Raw genomic sequence first — 16,547 nt, forward strand, 5'->3', positions numbered from 1 at the left:
TGGGCGAATTCGGCTGCCACGAAGCCGCCCCCGACGATCACCAGATGCTCGGGCAGCTCCGAGATTCGCATGATCGTGTCGCTGGTGTAGTACCGGGCGCCGCACTCGAGGATCGCCGGGGGCACCACCGCTCGTGCCCCGGCGGCGATCACCACCTGGTCGGCCGCGAATTCGTCGCCCGCATCGGTGCGCAACAGGTAGCGGCCGTCGGCCTGCACGCCGCCGAATCGGGTGCGCTGCTTGTAGACATCGATGTTGGGTGCGGCGTTCCGGTAATCCTCACCGCTGACCCCGATCGGGTCGATGCGCCCGAAGACGCGCGAGACGATGTCGTCCCAGCGCACCCGGTCGATGCGTGCGTCGATGCCGAAACGCGCCGCGCCCCGGATGGTCTGGGCTACCTCTGCGGCGTAGACGAACATCTTCGTCGGGATGCACCCGACGTTCAGGCAGGTGCCACCGAACGTGCCCTCTTCGCAGATCGCCACCCGCTTTTCGGCGAACCGGTCATCGAGAATGCTGTTACCCGAACCGGTTCCGATGATCGCGACGTCGTAAGTCTCCAAGCCGTCACCCCTTTCGCAGCGATGCCGAGGCGTCGTTGTCGGCGCGCAGGTAGCCGTCCAGCCAGAGGTCCAGCTCCCGATAGGCGACTTCGCGTGGCCCCTGCAGCGACAAGAACACGTCGTGCTTGGCGTCGGGCACCGGAACTACGCTGCCGCGGTTGCCGATACAGCCGGCCCAGCGGGCGATCTGGGTGACGTCGAGGACCGCGTCGCCGCGCTGCATGGCCGCCGAATCGGTGCTTTCGTGCACACTGTGGTCCGAGCGCAGGATCAGGTTGGGCACACCGACGTCCAGGCCGCGATGCAGCCGGGCCTGGCCGCGGCGGATGGCGTGCAGCCAACCGAAGGTGATCGGGAAGCCGCCGACCGGTTTCCACTGCAGGTCGTAGTCGAACTCGCCGCCGTAGTCGCGGTGCAACGTGGTGCCGTAGCCACCCTCACCCGGCGAGCGGGCCACCCCCTTGGACCGCACCCGGGACAGGCCCGCGATCAGCGCCACCGTCACGGAATGCCGCAGGATCGGCGGCCCGGGCAACTCCAAGAACGGGCTGTTGAGCACCAGGCCGCGAACGGCCGCGTGGGCGGCCGGGTTTCGTCGGCGCAGCCGGTCCAGCCACAGCGACACGATGAGCCCACCCGCGGAATGCGCGTACACCAGCACCTGGCCGTGTTCTGCGACCGCGGCCAGCGCCTGGTCGAGTTCGGTCTGGTAGTTGGTGAGGTCAGTGATGAAGTGCGGCGTCTGGCCGTCGCGCCGCGACCGCCCACACTTGTGCAGGTCGAGCGCGTAGAAGGTGAAGCCACGGGCCGCGAAATGGTCGGCCAGTTCGGTGTGGAAGAAGTAGTCGGTGTAACCGTGCACCGCGAGCACCGCGCGCCCATCAGGCCGCCGGCCCGACTGCCGGGACTCGGGGCCGCGCCGTATCAGGGTCGCGACGATGTCACCCTCGCCGGCAGGATCGGACCCCAGGACGATGGTGCGCTGCCAATAACCGGGGAGGACATCGGGCACCCAGCCGGTCGCTTCGCCGGTCACCCCGCCAGTCGCCCCGCCTTTCACCAAGCCAGCTTAGAGCTTTTGCTGGCCACGGGGTGCCGCACGCCGTTCGCGGCGACATGGCCTCGGGATAACCTGAGGATCGGCCCAGCCAAGGGAAGGACCAGCAAGCCGGTGTCAGCGCTAGCCACAACCACGCGGACGGACGTCGTGCTGGTGGGCGCAGGCATCATGAGCGCGACGCTGGGAGCGTTGCTGCGCCGGCTGCAGCCGGACTGGTCGATGACCTTCGTGGAGCGCCTGGACGCCGTCGCCGCCGAGAGCAGCAGCCCCTGGAACAACGCCGGCACCGGGCATTCGGCGCTGTGCGAGCTGAACTACACGCCACAGCGCGCCGACGGCTCGATCGACATCAGCAAAGCGGTGCGCATCAACGAGCAATTCCAGGTGACCCGCCAGTTCTGGGCCTACGCCGTCGAGAACGGCATCCTGACCGACCGAGGATTCCTCACCGCGATCCCGCACGCGAGCTTCGTGCGCGGCGCGCAGCGCGTCGACTACCTCCGGCGACGGCAACGGGCCCTGGCGCCCAACCCGCTGTTCGCCGGCATCGAATTGATCGAGGACCCCGGTGAGTTCGCCCGCCGGCTACCGTTCATGTCCGCCGGGCGCGACTTCTCCGAACCGACGGCGCTGAACTGGGCCGCCCACGGCACCGACGTCGACTTCGGTGCCCTGTCACGACAACTCGTCGGGTTCTGCGTGCGCGGCGGCGCGACCGCGTTGTTCGGTAACGAGGTCCGCAACCTGTCCCGCCAGCCCGACGGCACCTGGACGCTGCTGGTCCGCAACCGGCGCACCGGCGAAAAGCACCGGCTGAACGCCAAATTCGTCTTCGTCGGGGCCGGCGGTGACGCGCTGCCGCTATTGCAGAAGTCCGGCATCGGCGAGGTGAGAGGTTTCGCGGGATTCCCGATCGGCGGGCGGTTCCTGCGCGCCGACAACCCGGCGCTGACGGCCGAGCACCGCGCCAAGGTATACGGCGCGCCCGCGCCGGGCGCCCCGCCGCTGGGTGCGCTGCATCTCGACCTGCGCTATGTCAACGGCAAGCCGTGGCTGGTGTTCGGCCCGTACGCCGGCTGGTCGCCGAAGTTCTTGAAACACGGCCACTTCACCGATCTGCCCCGTTCGGTCAAGCCGAACAACCTGGCCTCCCTGGTCGGCGTCGGCATCACGCAGCTGACGCTGGTCAGGTACCTGGTCGGCCAGCTGCGGCTGTCCGTCCCGGACCGGCTGCGCATGCTGCGCGAATTCGCCCCCGGCGCACAGGGTTCGGATTGGGAGCCGACGGTGGCCGGTCAGCGGGTGCAGGTGATTCGGCGGGACAAACGCAAGGGCGGGGTGCTCGACTTCGATACCACGGTGGTGGGTGCGGCCGACGGAAGCATCGCGGGCCTGCTCGGCGGCTCTCCGGGGGCGTCGACCGCCGTGCCGATCATGCTCGGTGTGCTGGAACGCTGTTTTGCCACCCGCTTTCAGTCGTGGCTGCCCGCGCTCAAAGAGATGGTCCCGTCGCTGGGGGCGACGCTGTCGGATGAGCCGGCGCTGTACGACGAAGTCTTTTCCTGGGGAACGCGGGTTTTGGGGTTGAGCGATGCGGGCGTAGCTCCCGCAAGCGATGAGGAGGAGCGGCGCCAGTGACAGAAGCACTGCGACGTATTTGGGCTAAAGATCTTGACGCTCAAACACTTTACGAGTTACTCAAGCTGAGGGTGGAGGTATTCGTCGTCGAACAGGCGATCCCGTATCCGGAACTGGACGGGCGGGACCTGCTGGCCGAAACCCGGCACTTCTGGCTGGAAACGCCGGACGGCGAGGTGATCTCCACCCTGCGGCTGATGGAGGAGCACGCCGGGGGTGAAAAGGCGTTCCGGATCGGGCGACTGTGTACAAAACGCAATGCGCGCGGTCAGGGCCACACCACCCGGCTGCTGCGCGCGGCGCTGGCCGAGGTGGGTGACTACCCGTGCCGGATCAACGCGCAGACGTATCTGGCGGAGATGTACGCCCAGCACGGATTCGTGCGCGACGGCGACGATTTCCTTGACGACGGCGTTCCGCACGTGCCCATGCTGCGGCCCGGTTCGGGATTGGCGGCAAAACGGTGAAGCCCTACCCGTTCAGCGCGATCGTCGGGCACGATCAGCTGCGCCTGGCGCTCTTGCTGTGCGCCGTGCGCCCGGAGATCGGCGGCGCGCTGATCCGCGGCGAGAAGGGCACCGCCAAGTCGACGGCGGTGCGCGGCCTCGCGGCATTGCTGTCCGACGCCACCGGCAGCGACGCCGGGCTGGTCGAAATGCCGCTCGGGGCAACCGAAGACCGCGTGATCGGCTCGCTGGATCTGCAGCGGGTGCTGCGCGACGGCGAGCACGCGTTCTCGCCGGGCCTGCTGGCCCGGGCACACGGCGGGGTGCTGTACGTCGACGAGGTCAACCTGCTGCATGACCACCTGGTCGACGTGCTCCTCGACGCCGCGGCGATGGGCCGGGTGCACATCGAACGCGACGGCATCTCCCACTCGCATGAGGCCCGGTTCGTGTTGATCGGCACCATGAATCCTGAAGAGGGCGAACTGCGTCCGCAACTGCTGGATCGGTTCGGGCTCACCGTCGACGTCCACGCCTCGCGCGACGTCGACGTGCGGGTGCAGGTCATCCGGCAGCGGATGGCCTACGAGGCCGACCCGGAGGGTTTCGCCGCGCGCTACGCCGACGCCGACGCCGAGCTGGCCCGGCGCATCGCCGCGGCGCGCGCGCTCGTCGACGATGTGGTGTTGCCCGACAACGAATTACGGCGCATCGCGGCGCTGTGCGCGGCGTTCGACGTCGACGGGATGCGCGCCGATCTGGTGGTGGCCCGCACCGCCGTCGCGCATGCCGCCTGGCGCGGCGCGGACACCGTCGCGGAATCCGACATCCGGGTGGCCGCCGAACTGGCGTTGCCGCATCGGCGCCGCCGCGACCCGTTCGACGACCCGGGCATCGACCGCGACCAGCTGGACGAGGCCCTGGCGCGGGCCGGTTCCGACCCTGACCCCGACTCCAACCCCGAACCCGATCCCGACCCGCCCGGCGGTGGTCAGTCCACCGACGCGGAAGGAACTGCGTCGCAACAGAACTCGGCACGGGACGGCAAGCCGGCCCCGCCAAAGACCAGACCCAGTGCGCCGCCGTCGAAAACCTTTCCCACCCGCGCGCTGCGGGTTCCCGGTGTCGGCGAGGGCGCGCCCGGGCGGCGGTCCCGGGCCCGCAACGCCAGCGGCAGCGTCATCGCCGCCACCGACGCCGATGACGCGAGCTGCGGCGGCCACGGACTGCACCTGTTCGCCACCCTCCTGTCCGCCGCCGAGCGCGCCGGTTCCGGGCCGTTGCGGCCCCAGCCCGACGATCTGCGCCGCGCCGTGCGCGAGGGCCGCGAAGGCAATCTGGTGATCTTCGTCGTGGACGCGTCGGGTTCGATGGCCGCCCGCGATCGCATGGCCGCGGTCGGCGGCGCCACACTGTCGCTGCTGCGCGACGCGTATCAGCGGCGCGACAAGGTCGCCGTGATCACGTTCCGCCACCAGGAGGCGCGGCTGCTGTTGCCGCCGACCTCGTCGGCGCACATCGCCGGGCGGCGACTGGCGCGGTTCGACACCGGCGGCAAGACCCCGCTGGCCGAGGGCCTGCTGGCCGCGCGCGAGCTCATCGTGCGGGAGAAGGCCCGCGACCGGGCGCGGCGTCCCCTGGTGGTGGTGCTGACCGACGGCCGGGCCACCGCCGGGCCGGATCCGTTGGGCCGCACCCGGATCGCGGCGGCGAGGCTGGTCGCCGAGGGCGTGGCCGCCGTGGTGGTCGACTGCGAGACGTCCTTTGTGCGGCTGGGCCTGGCCGGGCAACTGGCCCGCCAGCTGGCCGCACCGGCGATCCGGCTGGAGCAGCTGCACGCCGATTCCCTGACGCGCGCGGTGCGCGACGCGGCCTGAGCGAAAGGGTTAAACGCTTATGCCACAGGGTGTTCCATTGCAGGTTCCCGATGACGGCCTGACCACGCGGGCGCGGCGCCACACGCCCGTGCTGGCTGTGCACACCGGCGCCGGCAAGGGAAAGTCCACGGCCGCATTTGGAATGGCGTTGCGGGCCTGGAACGCCGGCCTGTCGGTCGCGGTGTTTCAGTTCGTCAAAAGCGCCAAGTGGAAGGTGGGCGAGGAGGCGGTCTTCGGTCAGCTGGGCCAACTGCACGACCAGCACGGGATCGGTGGTTGTGTGGAATGGCACAAGATGGGCGCGGGCTGGTCCTGGACCCGCAAGGCGGGCAGCGACGTCGATCACGCGGCGGCCGCGGCCGACGGCTGGGCGGAGATCGCGCGCCGGCTGGTCGATCAGCGCCACGACTTCTACGTGCTGGACGAGTTCACCTATCCGCTGAAGTGGGGTTGGGTGGACGTCCACGAGGTGGTGCGGGCGCTGGCGGCGCGACCCGGTCATCAGCACGTGGTCGTCACCGGACGCGACGCCCCGCAGAGCCTGATCGACGCGGCCGACCTGGTGACCGAGATGGCGAAGGTCAAGCATCCGATGGACGTAGGACGCAAGGGGCAGAAGGGCATCGAGTGGTGAGTGTTCCCGCGGTGGTCATCGCCGCCCCAGCCTCGGGCAGCGGAAAGACCACGCTGGCAACGGGTTTGATCGGTGCCTTGCGGCAGGCGGGCCACGCGGTGGCGCCGTTCAAGGTGGGCCCGGACTTCATCGATCCCGGCTATCACGGCCTCGCCGCCGGCCGCCCCGGCCGCAACCTCGACCCGGTGCTGGTGGGGGAGGGTCTGATCGGCCCGCTGTACGCCCACGGCGCGCGTGGCGCGGACATCGCCGTGGTCGAAGGGGTGATGGGGCTGTTCGACGGCCGGATCGGGTCCGCTGCAACCACTCCCGCGGCGGGCTCGACGGCCCACGTGGCAGGCCTGCTGGCTGCACCCGTCGTTCTGGTCGTCGATGCGCGCGGGCAGAGCCAGAGCGTCGCCGCGCTGCTGCATGGCTTTTCCACTTTTGACACCGGTACCCGCGTGGCCGGGGTGATCCTGAACCGGGTCGGATCGGCCCGGCACGAGCAGGTGTTGCGGCAGGCCTGCGAGCACGCCGGCGTCCCGGTGCTGGGCGCCATTCCTCGGGTGGCCGAATTGGAGCTGCCCACAAGGTATTTGGGACTTGTCACCGCGGTGGAGTACGGGCAGCGGGCGCGGCTGGCGGTGGAGGCGATGACCGATTTGGTCGCTCGCCACGTCGACCTGGCGGCGGTCGTTACCGCCGCCGCAAGCCGGGTCGCGCAACCGCCCTGGGATCCGGCGGCGGTGGTCGGGGAGACGCCCGCCGGGCGTGCCACTGTCGCGATGGCGGCGGGCAAGGCATTCAGTTTCGGCTACGCAGAACACCGGGAACTGCTGGCCGCCGCCGGCGCCGATGTGGTCGAATTCGACCCGCTCGTCGACGCGTTGCCCAACGGCGCCGATGCGGTGTTGCTGCCCGGCGGTTTTCCCGAACAGTTCACCGCGGAGCTCTCGGCCAACGACGTCGTCCGCCGGCAGATCAAGGAGCTGGCCGCCGCGGGGGCGCCGATACACGCCGAGTGCGCGGGGCTGATCTACCTGGTCTCCGACCTCGACGGCCATCCGATGTGTGATGTGCTGGCCGGGCGGGCGCAATTCACGTCGCAGCTGACCCTGGCGTATCGCGATGCCGTCGCCGTGGCGGATTCGTCGTTGCACGCCGCGGGCCAGCGGGCGGTAGGGCACGAATTTCACCGCACCACAGTCACATTCAGCGACGATTATCAGCCGGCCTGGATGTACCGGGTCGACGGAGCCGCCCAGGGGAGCGCCGCCGTGCGTGACGGCGCCGTGCACGCCGGGGTGCACGCGTCTTATCTGCACACCCACCCGGCGGCCGCGCCGGAGGCGGTGGCGCGCTTCGTGGCACACGCTGACTCCCGGCTTCGCCGCGCTAGCGATCGCCACTAGATCGATGGTGGCGACCCGCGGCGCCCGGCTTCGCCGCGCTAGCGATCGCCACTAGATCGATGGTGGCGACCCGCGGCGCCCGGCTCCGCCGCGCTAGCGATCGCCACTAGATCGATGGTGGCGACTCGCGGCGCCCGGCTCCGCCGCGCTAGCGATCGCCACTAGGCTTGCCGGGTGACCGAGAGCGCCTACCTTGTTGGGCTGCGGCTGACCGGCAAGAAGGTCGTCGTGGTCGGCGGCGGCACCGTTGCCCAGCGCCGGTTACCCTTGCTCATCTCCAGCGGCGCCGACGTCCACGTCATCTCCCGCAGCGCCACCCGATCGGTCGAGGCGATGACGGGAATCACACTGGCACTGCGCGAATACCGCGACGGCGACCTCGACGGAGCCTGGTATGCGATCGCGGCCACCGACGACCCGCGCGTGAACGAGGCTGTGGTCGCCGAGGCCGAACGGCGCCGCATCTTCTGCGTTCGCGCCGACGTCGCCGTTGAGGGGACCGCCGTCACCCCAGCATCTTTCGACTACGCGGGGCTGTCGGTCGGCGTGCTGGCCGGTGGCGAGCACCGCCGGTCGGCGGCGATCCGCTCGGCCATCCGCGAGGCGCTGCAGACCGGGCTCATCACGCCCGAGAGCCCGGTGGGCTCCGACGTCGTCAAGGGCGGCGTCGCGCTGGTCGGCGGCGGGCCCGGCGACCCCGAACTCATCACCGTGCGCGGCCGCCGCCTGCTGGCCCAGGCCGACGTCGTGGTCGCCGACCGGCTGGCGCCACCGGAACTGCTCGCGGAACTGCCCCCGCACGTCGAAGTCATCGACGCCGCCAAGATCCCGTATGGGCGGGCGATGGCCCAGGATGCGATCAACGACGTGATGATCGAGCGCGCCCGCGCCGGCAGCTTCGTAGTTCGCCTGAAGGGCGGGGACCCCTTCGTGTTCGCCCGCGGCTACGAGGAGGTGCTGGCGTGCGCCGAGGCCGGGATTTCGGTGACCGTGGTGCCGGGTGTGACGAGCGCCATAGGAGTGCCCGCTTTAGCGGGCGTCCCGGTCACTCATCGGGCGATAAATCACGAGTTCGTGGTGGTCAGCGGGCATCTCCCACCCGGTCATCCCGAATCGTTAGTGAATTGGGATGCGCTGGCCGCAATGTCCGGCACCATTGTTTTGCTGATGGCCGTCGAGCGCATCGAACTTTTCGCCGAGGCGCTCCTCAAAGGCGGCCGACCTGCGGATACTCCGGTGTTGGTCGTTCAGCATGGAACGACCGCCGCTCAACACACTTTGCGGGCTACCCTCGCCGACACGCCCGAAAAGATCCGCGCCGACGGTATCCGACCTCCGGCGATCATCGTGATCGGCGCTGTGGCGGCTTTCGGGCTTTAAACGGTTCTTAAGATTACTGTAAGGTAACCCTTTATGACGGCTCTCAACGATGCAGAGCGCGCGGTGCAGAATCTTGCCTCGGCGCGCCCCGATCGTCCGGCCCCGGTGCGCGCGGCGGAGACCACCGCGAAAGCCCCGGCGGAGACCGCCTCAACGCGCATCAGCAAGTATTATCCGGCGTGGCTGCCCTCGCGGCGCTTCATCGCGGCCGTCATCGCCATCGGCGGCATGCAACTCCTCGCGACCATGGACAGCACCGTCGCCATCGTCGCGCTCCCCAAGATCCAAAACGAGCTGAGCCTGTCCGACGCCGGCCGCAGCTGGGTGATCACCGCCTACGTGCTGACGTTCGGCGGGCTGATGCTGCTCGGCGGTCGTCTCGGCGACACCATCGGGCGCAAGCGAACCTTCATCGTCGGTGTCGCGCTGTTCACCATCTCCTCCGTGCTGTGCGCGGTCGCCTGGGACGAGGCGACCATGGTCATCGCGCGACTGTCGCAGGGCGTCGGTTCCGCCATCGCCTCACCGACCGGCCTGGCGCTGGTGGCCACCACCTTCCCCAAGGGGCCGGCCCGTAACTTCGCGACCGCGGTGTTCGCCGCGATGACGGCGGTCGGCTCGGTGATGGGCCTGGTCGTCGGCGGGGCGCTTACCGAGGTGTCCTGGCGGCTGGCGTTCCTGGTGAACGTGCCGATCGGCTTGGTGATGATGTACCTGGCCCGCACCGCACTGCGGGAGACCAACCGCGAGCGGATGAAGCTCGACGCCACCGGGGCCATACTGGCCACCTTGGCCTGCACCGCGGCCGTATTCGCCTTTTCGATGGGGCCGGAAAAGGGCTGGATGTCGATCACCACCATCGGCTCGGGCGTGGTGGCGCTGGGTGCCGCGCTGGCCTTCGTCATCGTGGAGCGCACCGCCGAGAACCCCGTCGTTCCGTTCGGCCTGTTCCGTGATCGCAACCGGCTGGTCACCTTCACCGCGATCTTCCTGGCCGGCGGGCTGATGTTCAGCCTGACCGTGTGCATCGGCCTGTACGTGCAGGACATCCTCGGTTACAGCGCGCTGCGCGCGGGCGTCGGCTTCATCCCGTTCGTCATCGCGATGGGCATCGGCCTCGGCGTCTCCTCGCAGCTGGTGTCCCGGTTCTCCCCGCGGGTGCTGACCATCGGCGGCGGGATCCTGCTGTTCTGGGCGATGTTGTTCGGCTGGGCGTTCATGCACCGCGGGGCTGCTTACTTCCCCAACCTGGTGCTGCCCATCGTGGTCGGCGGCATCGGCATCGGCATGGCCGTCGTTCCCCTCACGCTGTCGGCCATCGCCGGTGTGGGCTTCGATCAGATCGGACCGGTATCGGCCGTCACGCTGATGCTGCAGAGCCTGGGTGGGCCGCTGGTGCTGGCCGTCGTCCAGGCGGTGATCACCTCGCGGACGCTGTATATGGGCGGCACCACCGGCCCGGTCAAGTTCATGAACGATGCGCAGTTGGCCGCGCTGGACAACGGCTACACCTACGGGCTGCTCTGGCTGGCCGGGGTGGCCGTCATCGTCGGCGGCGCGGCGCTGTTGATCGGCTACACCCCCGACCAGGTTGCGCACGCGCAAGAGGTCAAGGAAGCGATGGACGCCGGGGAGCTGTAGCTCACCGCAGGCGGGTTCGCAGTCACCGCTAGGCCCGATGGCGGTGACCCACTGCGCCCGGCTTCGCCGCGCTTGTGATCACCGCTAGGCTAGCCCGCTGTGATCACCCGGATGTCCCAATTGTTTTTGCGCACCTTGCGCGACGATCCCGCCGACGCCGAAGTCGCCAGCCACAAGCTGCTGATCCGGGCCGGCTACATCCGGCCCGTCGCGCCCGGCCTGTACAGCTGGTTGCCGCTCGGATTACGGGTGCTGCGCCGCATCGAGCGCATCGTCCGTGACGAGATGAATGCCATTGGCGGACAGGAGATCCTGTTTCCCGCGCTGCTGCCACGCGCGCCGTACGAGACGACGAACCGGTGGACGGAGTACGGCGACTCGGTGTTTCGGCTGCAGGATCGCCGCGGCAATGACTTCCTGCTGGGCCCCACCCACGAAGAGCTGTTCACCCTGACCGTCAAAGGTGAATACAGCTCCTACAAAGACTTTCCGGTCCTGCTCTATCAGATCCAGAACAAGTATCGCGACGAGGCGCGGCCGCGGGCCGGCATCCTGCGGGTCCGGGAGTTCGTGATGAAGGACTCCTATTCGTTCGACATCGACGACGCCGGACTCAAGGCCGCCTATCACGCGCACCGGGAGGCCTATCAGCGCATCTTCGCGCGCCTTCAGGTGCGCTACGTCATCGTCTCCGCGGTATCGGGGGCCATGGGCGGCAGCGCGTCGGAGGAGTTTCTGGCCGAAAGCGCCGTCGGGGAGGACACCTTCGTGCGGTGCCTGGAATCCGGCTACGCGGCCAACGTCGAGGCCGTCATCACCGCGCGCCCGGAGGCGCAGCCGATCGACGGGCTGCCCGAGGCGGTGGTGCACGACACGGGCGACACCCCGACCATCGCCACGCTGGTGGACTGGGCCAACCGGGCGGACCTGGGCCGCGCCGTCACCGCGGCCGACACGTTGAAGAACGTGCTGCTCAAGGTGCGTCAGCCCGGCGGGGAGTGGGAGCTGCTGGCCATCGGGGTGCCGGGTGACCGCGAGGTCGACGACAAACGGCTGGGCGCGGCGCTGGAACCGGCCGAATACGCGTTGCTCGACGACGCCGACTTCGCCAAGTATCCCTTCCTGGTGAAGGGATACATCGGCCCGAAAGGCTTGCAGGACAACGGTGTTCGCTATCTGGTCGACCCGCGGGTGGTGGACGGCACCAGCTGGATCACCGGGGCCGACGCGCCCGGGCGGCACGTCGTCGGGCTGGTCGCCGGCCGGGACTTCACCGCCGACGGCACCATCGAGGCCGCCGAGGTGCGCGACGGCGACCCCTCACCGGACGGCGCGGGTCCGCTGGTCTCGGCGCGTGGCATCGAGGTGGCGCACATCTTCCAGCTCGGCCGCAAATACACCGACGCCTTCACCGCCGACGTGCTCGGTGAGGACGGCAAGCCGGTCCGGCTGACCATGGGCTCCTACGGGCTCGGGGTGTCACGGATGGTGGCCGTCATCGCCGAGCAGCACCACGACGAACTGGGCCTGCGCTGGCCGTCGGCGGTCGCCCCGTTCGACGTGCATCTGGTGATCGCCAATAAGGACGCGGAGGCGCGTACCGGCGCCACCAACCTGGCCGACGAGCTGGACCGGTTGGGCGTCGAAGTGCTGCTCGACGACCGCCAGGCCTCACCCGGCGTGAAGTTCAAGGACGCCGAACTGCTCGGCGTCCCCTGGATCGTCGTGGTGGGCCGGGGCTGGGCGGACGGGGTGGTGGAGCTGCGCGACCGCTTCGGCGGCGAAACCCGCGAACTGGCCACCGGGCCGTCACTGGCCGCCGACATCGCGGCGGCCTGCTCGCCGAACAGGGGTTAGTCGTTGCCCCCGGGGAAGCTCGTCGTGATGGGCCAGGCGCCTAGCACGCGGCTCCACCGGGCGCCCATGACCGCGCTCTGCACCAGGGCCGTCGCGGCGAACGCGCGGTCGGCGCCGCTCTCGGCGTGCTCGGCGACGACGCGCCACGCCCCCGCGCCGTCGTTCTCCATCCGCGCGGCCAGGCGCGCGGCGTCGGCCGGGCCGCCGACCACCAGCGGCAGCTGGTAGCCCGCCGCGGCGACGGGAACGGTCACCTTGCGGGCATTGAGCATCGCGATGACGTCGTCACGGCGCTGGCGGTGCTGCGCGAGGGCCTCTACGACCATGTCGTTCACGCTGGGCGGGGACAGCGCCGAGACGATGCCGTAGCCGTAGATCGTCGAGTGCTCGATGGCCAGCGCGTCGCACAGCGCCGTGTTGTCGGCATCCTTGCCGGAGGTCATATCGACGGCCCCCCGGGCACGAGCGCGACCGTGTACGAGGCAGTGCAGGAGGCGGCGATCGAGGCCAGCAACCCGGCCCGATAGCCCGACTCGGTGCCCACCAGGCGGGTGGCGCTGTCGGCCGAGGCCCGCAGCGCGTTGATGACGTCGGACACCGGCGGCGGAGGCGGTGGCGGGCCGGCCGGCTGGGCCTGGCCCGGGTTGGGCGTCTCGCTCGTGGGGGAGGTGGCGAGCTTGCCGGCCGCGCGCGAGATCTCCGCGGACAGCGCGCGGGCATGCGCGGCGCGCTGGCTCGCCACCACGGTCAACGCGGCGGCGACCTGAGGCGGGTTCCCGATGGCCGCTGCGGCGGCACCCGCCAGCGCGCTGTCGTGCCGGGCCTGATCCAGCGGCCCCAGCAATTGCTCGACCGGCGGCGGTTTGGGCGCGGACTTGCCGCAGGCGGACACCACCGCCCCGAGCGCAGCCAAAGCCGCACCACCGGCGAGCACATCTCGCCTGTTGACGAACGGAACTGCGCTAGGCACAAAGACATCCTGCCATCGGCGCGCAGCCGGGCAAGATGCCAGGACGCGATCACGCCGTCAACCGCGATTCCTGGCGTATCGTGGATAGCTGGTTCTCGCAGAGGGCGGCCGCCGACAGCAACGTCAGCAACGGGCGTTCCTCCGCCGGGACACCGGAAGCCGCCTGCGAAGCCATCGGGGCGCCGACATCCGCCAGATGACCGGACAACTCAAGATGAGGAGCTCGCCGTGACCACCGGGCTACCGTCGCAGACGCAGGTGATCGAGCTACTCGGTGGAGAGTTTGCGCGCGCCGGATTCGAGATCGAAGACGTGGTCATCGACGCCCGGACCCGCCCCCCGCGAATCATGGTGATCGCCGACGGCGACAACGGCCTCGATCTGGACACGGCGGCCACGTTGTCCCGCTCGGCATCGGCACTGCTCGACGGCCTGGACACCATCGGCGACCAGTACGTGCTCGAGGTCTCCTCGCCCGGCGTGGACCGCCCGCTGACCAGCGCGAAGCACTTCCGCCGGGCGCGCGGCCGCAAGGTCGACGTCGTCCTATCGGACGGATCGACGCTGACCGGCCGGGTCGGCGAGACGGGCGATGGCGCGGTCGCACTGGTGGTGCGCGCGGGCCGGGATCTGGCGGTGCGCCAGATCCCCCTCGCCGACATCGTCAAAGCTGTTGTCCAAGTGGAGTTTTCGCCCCCTAACCAAGCGGAGCTGGAACTGGCGACCACGGGTCAGGCCCAAAGGACGGAGGAGCGGCGCCTATGAACATCGACATGGCCGCGCTGCATGCCATCGAGGTGGACCGCGGCATCTCGGTCAACGAGCTGCTCGAGACGATCAAATCGGCGCTGCTCACCGCCTACCGGCACACCGAAGGCCACCAGAACGACGCGCGGATCGAGATCGACCGCAAGACCGGTGTCGTGAAGGTGATGGCCCGGGAGACCGACGAAGACGACAACGTCATCAGCGAATGGGACGACACCCCCGAGGGTTTCGGCCGCATCGCCGCCACCACCGCCCGGCAGGTCATGCTGCAGCGGTTCCGGGACGCCGAAAACGAGCGGACCTACGGCGAGTTCTCCACCCGCGAGGGCGAGATCGTCGCCGGCGTCATCCAGCGCGACAGCCGGGCCAACGCGCGTGGCCTGGTGGTGGTCCGGATGGGCACCGAGACGAAGGCCTCCGAGGGCGTGATCCCGGCGGCCGAGCAGGTCCCCGGGGAAAGCTACGAACACGGCAACCGGGTGCGGTGCTACGTCATCGGGGTGACCCGCGGGGCCCGCGAGCCGCTGATCACGCTGTCGCGGACCCACCCCAACCTGGTCCGCAAGTTGTTCTCGCTGGAGGTCCCCGAGATCGCCGACGAGTCCGTCGAGATCGTGGCGGTGGCGCGGGAGGCCGGCCATCGGTCCAAGATCGCGGTGAAGTCCAACCTGCCCGGCCTGAACGCCAAGGGCGCCTGCATCGGTCCGATGGGGCAGCGGGTCCGCAACGTGATGAGCGAGCTCTCCGGCGAGAAGATCGACATCATCGACTACGACGAGGACCCCGCCCGCTTTGTCGCCAATGCGCTGTCGCCGGCGAAGGTGGTGTCGGTGTCGATCATCGACCAGGCCGCCCGCGCCGCCCGGGTGGTGGTGCCCGACTTCCAGTTGTCCTTGGCCATCGGCAAGGAAGGCCAGAACGCGCGCCTGGCCGCCCGGCTCACCGGGTGGCGCATCGACATCCGCGGCGACTCGCCCGCCGGGGCGGGCGGGCATCCGGAGAGCCAGTCCGAACACGGCGCCACCCACGGAATGGCCCGCGACCGCTAGCGGTCCGGCCGGGTCGCGCCGGCGCATGCTCGGGCGGTTCTGAGCTTCGATCCGGTGACGCTAGACTGAGCCGTGATCCAGCGCGAACTTTCGGCTCCCGAAATCACGTCGCACCGTCATGCGGGTGGACCCGTACGGACGTGCGTCGGGTGCCGGAAGCGAGAGCTGGCCGTCGAGTTGCTTCGAGTGGTGGCTGTGCCGAACGGGAACGGCGAATTCGCCGTGATCGTTGACACAGGCAAGAGCCTGCCGGGGCGGGGTGCATGGCTGCATCCCGGGCCGCAGTGCGCGCAACAGGCAATCCGGCGGCGGGCTTTCACCAGAGCGCTGCGCATCACCGGTTCACCGGATACATCCGCGGTGGTCGAGCACGTAGAGTTCCTGGGAGTCTCTAAATGCGCCCGATCTACCCGGCAACAGAACAGGTAGCAAAGAACATGAGCACACCGTGAAGTCCCGATGATTCGCATTCCTATGCGTTACAGCTAATTCCCGAGGCGCGGCCCCACGACTGTCGCCTCATAGACAGGAGATGTAGTGGCAGGTAAGGCCCGCGTACACGAGTTGGCTAAGGAACTCGGTGTCACCAGCAAGGAAGTCCTCGCCCGACTGAATGATCAGGGCGAATTCGTTAAATCAGCATCGTCGACGGTAGAAGCTCCGGTTGCTCGCCGGCTGCGCGAATCCTTCGGCGGCGGCAAGTCCGCCGAGAAGGCCCCCGCGAAGGCCGCGGCACAGGGCGGGGCCAAGGCGCCCGCCGCCAAGTCCCCCGACAAATCGCTCGACAAGGCCCTCGACAGCGCCATCGGCACCGCGGGCGGCAACGGCGAAGCGACCGCGACGCCCGCCAAGCCCGCCGCGCCCCAGGCCTCCGCGGCCGCGCCCACCGAGGCCCCAGCCCGTCCGGGCCCGGCCCCGGCCCGGCCCTCCGCCCCGGCCCCGGGACAGCCCAAACCACCCGCGCCCGGGCAGGCCGCCGGCCAGGCGCCGCGCCCCGGCGCGACGCCGGGCCCGCGTCCGGGCCCGATGCCCAAGCCCCGCGCCCCGCGCGTCGGCAACAACCCCTTCTCGTATTCGGCGCGTTTCGCCCGCTTCGACTTGCGGCCGCGTCGCGGCGCACCGCCGGGGCGACCGAACGCACCCGCGGCACCGCCGCGCTGGCCCGGACGGCCACCGCCGCCACCGCCTCCGGGACGGCCGCGGAAGCCGCCGCCCCTCCCGGGCGGGGCGCCGACGCCGCCGCCACCGCCGCGACGCCGGGCCCGCG

At 69.8% G+C, this 16,547-nt stretch carries 16 protein-coding genes; 12 read left to right on the forward strand and 4 right to left on the reverse strand.

What is annotated here, in order from left to right; all coding sequences use genetic code 11:
* Positions 1–566: FAD-dependent oxidoreductase (locus tag A5659_RS00820; RefSeq protein ID WP_197497864.1), on the reverse strand; the 566-nt coding region annotated here is incomplete at its 3' end.
* A gap of 4 nt (positions 567–570) precedes the next feature.
* Positions 571–1,578 carry an alpha/beta hydrolase gene (locus A5659_RS00825; protein ID WP_066866990.1) on the reverse strand — a complete coding sequence of 336 codons (1,008 nt, stop codon included), beginning with the start codon at positions 1,576–1,578 and terminating at the stop codon, positions 571–573.
* 159 nt (positions 1,579–1,737) lie between these two features.
* On the opposite strand from A5659_RS00825, the gene mqo reads away from it, so the two are divergent.
* The 8 genes from mqo to A5659_RS00865 all read left to right on the forward strand — a co-directional run bounded on the left by mqo (position 1,738) and on the right by A5659_RS00865 (position 12,493).
* Positions 1,738–3,264 (forward strand): malate dehydrogenase (quinone), encoded by a 1,527-nt coding sequence (gene mqo / locus A5659_RS00830; RefSeq protein WP_082975867.1) that lies wholly within the window; start codon positions 1,738–1,740, stop codon positions 3,262–3,264.
* Positions 3,261–3,731 (forward strand): GNAT family N-acetyltransferase, encoded by a 471-nt coding sequence (locus A5659_RS00835; protein ID WP_066877891.1) that lies wholly within the window; start codon positions 3,261–3,263, stop codon positions 3,729–3,731. Before mqo ends, A5659_RS00835 begins: the two co-directional genes overlap by 4 nt.
* Entirely contained in the window at positions 3,728–5,587 is a 1,860-nt protein-coding gene (locus A5659_RS00840; RefSeq protein WP_066866965.1) for a magnesium chelatase subunit D family protein, read from the forward strand. Before A5659_RS00835 ends, A5659_RS00840 begins: the two co-directional genes overlap by 4 nt.
* Positions 5,588–5,606: 19 nt before the next feature.
* Positions 5,607–6,221: a cob(I)yrinic acid a,c-diamide adenosyltransferase gene (gene cobO, locus A5659_RS00845; protein WP_066866967.1), complete on the forward strand. Its 615-nt coding sequence runs from the start codon at positions 5,607–5,609 to the stop codon at positions 6,219–6,221.
* Positions 6,218–7,615, forward strand: coding sequence for a cobyrinate a,c-diamide synthase (locus A5659_RS00850; RefSeq protein WP_197497865.1), 1,398 nt, complete (start codon positions 6,218–6,220; stop codon positions 7,613–7,615). Before cobO ends, A5659_RS00850 begins: the two co-directional genes overlap by 4 nt.
* Before the next feature lie 174 nt (positions 7,616–7,789).
* Positions 7,790–8,995 (forward strand): uroporphyrinogen-III C-methyltransferase, encoded by a 1,206-nt coding sequence (gene cobA / locus A5659_RS00855; protein ID WP_066876216.1) that lies wholly within the window; start codon positions 7,790–7,792, stop codon positions 8,993–8,995.
* Between the two features lie 33 nt (positions 8,996–9,028).
* The gene (locus tag A5659_RS00860; protein WP_066866974.1) at positions 9,029–10,636 is read left to right on the forward strand and encodes an MFS transporter; all 1,608 of its coding nucleotides are present in this window, start codon (positions 9,029–9,031) and stop codon (positions 10,634–10,636) included.
* A gap of 99 nt (positions 10,637–10,735) precedes the next feature.
* Positions 10,736–12,493, forward strand: a complete 1,758-nt coding sequence (locus A5659_RS00865; protein ID WP_067137285.1) for a proline--tRNA ligase — start codon at positions 10,736–10,738, stop codon at positions 12,491–12,493.
* Here A5659_RS00865 and A5659_RS00870 read toward each other — a convergent pair.
* Positions 12,490–12,936, reverse strand: coding sequence for a ferritin-like domain-containing protein (locus A5659_RS00870; protein ID WP_066866978.1), 447 nt, complete (start codon positions 12,934–12,936; stop codon positions 12,490–12,492). The genes A5659_RS00865 and A5659_RS00870 overlap by 4 nt on opposite strands.
* Positions 12,933–13,463, reverse strand: a complete 531-nt coding sequence (locus tag A5659_RS00875; protein ID WP_066866980.1) for a hypothetical protein — start codon at positions 13,461–13,463, stop codon at positions 12,933–12,935. The genes A5659_RS00870 and A5659_RS00875 overlap by 4 nt, the downstream gene beginning before the upstream one ends.
* 228 nt (positions 13,464–13,691) lie before the next feature.
* Between A5659_RS00875 and rimP the strand changes: the two genes are divergently transcribed.
* The 4 genes from rimP to A5659_RS28875 form a co-directional block, all read left to right on the forward strand.
* Complete coding sequence (rimP, locus tag A5659_RS00880; protein ID WP_066876211.1) at positions 13,692–14,228, forward strand: ribosome maturation factor RimP; 537 nt, start codon at positions 13,692–13,694, stop codon at positions 14,226–14,228.
* Entirely contained in the window at positions 14,225–15,280 is a 1,056-nt protein-coding gene (gene nusA, locus A5659_RS00885) for a transcription termination factor NusA (protein WP_066866986.1), read from the forward strand. The genes rimP and nusA overlap by 4 nt, the downstream gene beginning before the upstream one ends.
* Before the next feature lie 195 nt (positions 15,281–15,475).
* Positions 15,476–15,709 (forward strand): YlxR family protein, encoded by a 234-nt coding sequence (locus tag A5659_RS26605; protein WP_231997697.1) that lies wholly within the window; start codon positions 15,476–15,478, stop codon positions 15,707–15,709.
* A 108-nt stretch (positions 15,710–15,817) separates the two neighbouring features.
* Positions 15,818–16,547, forward strand: a 730-nt coding sequence (locus A5659_RS28875; RefSeq protein WP_197497867.1) for a translation initiation factor IF-2 N-terminal domain-containing protein, incomplete at its 3' end; no start/stop codon positions are given.

The organism is Mycobacterium sp. 1165196.3 (assembly GCF_001673415.1).
GTDB lineage: Bacteria > Actinomycetota > Actinomycetes > Mycobacteriales > Mycobacteriaceae > Mycobacterium > Mycobacterium europaeum_A.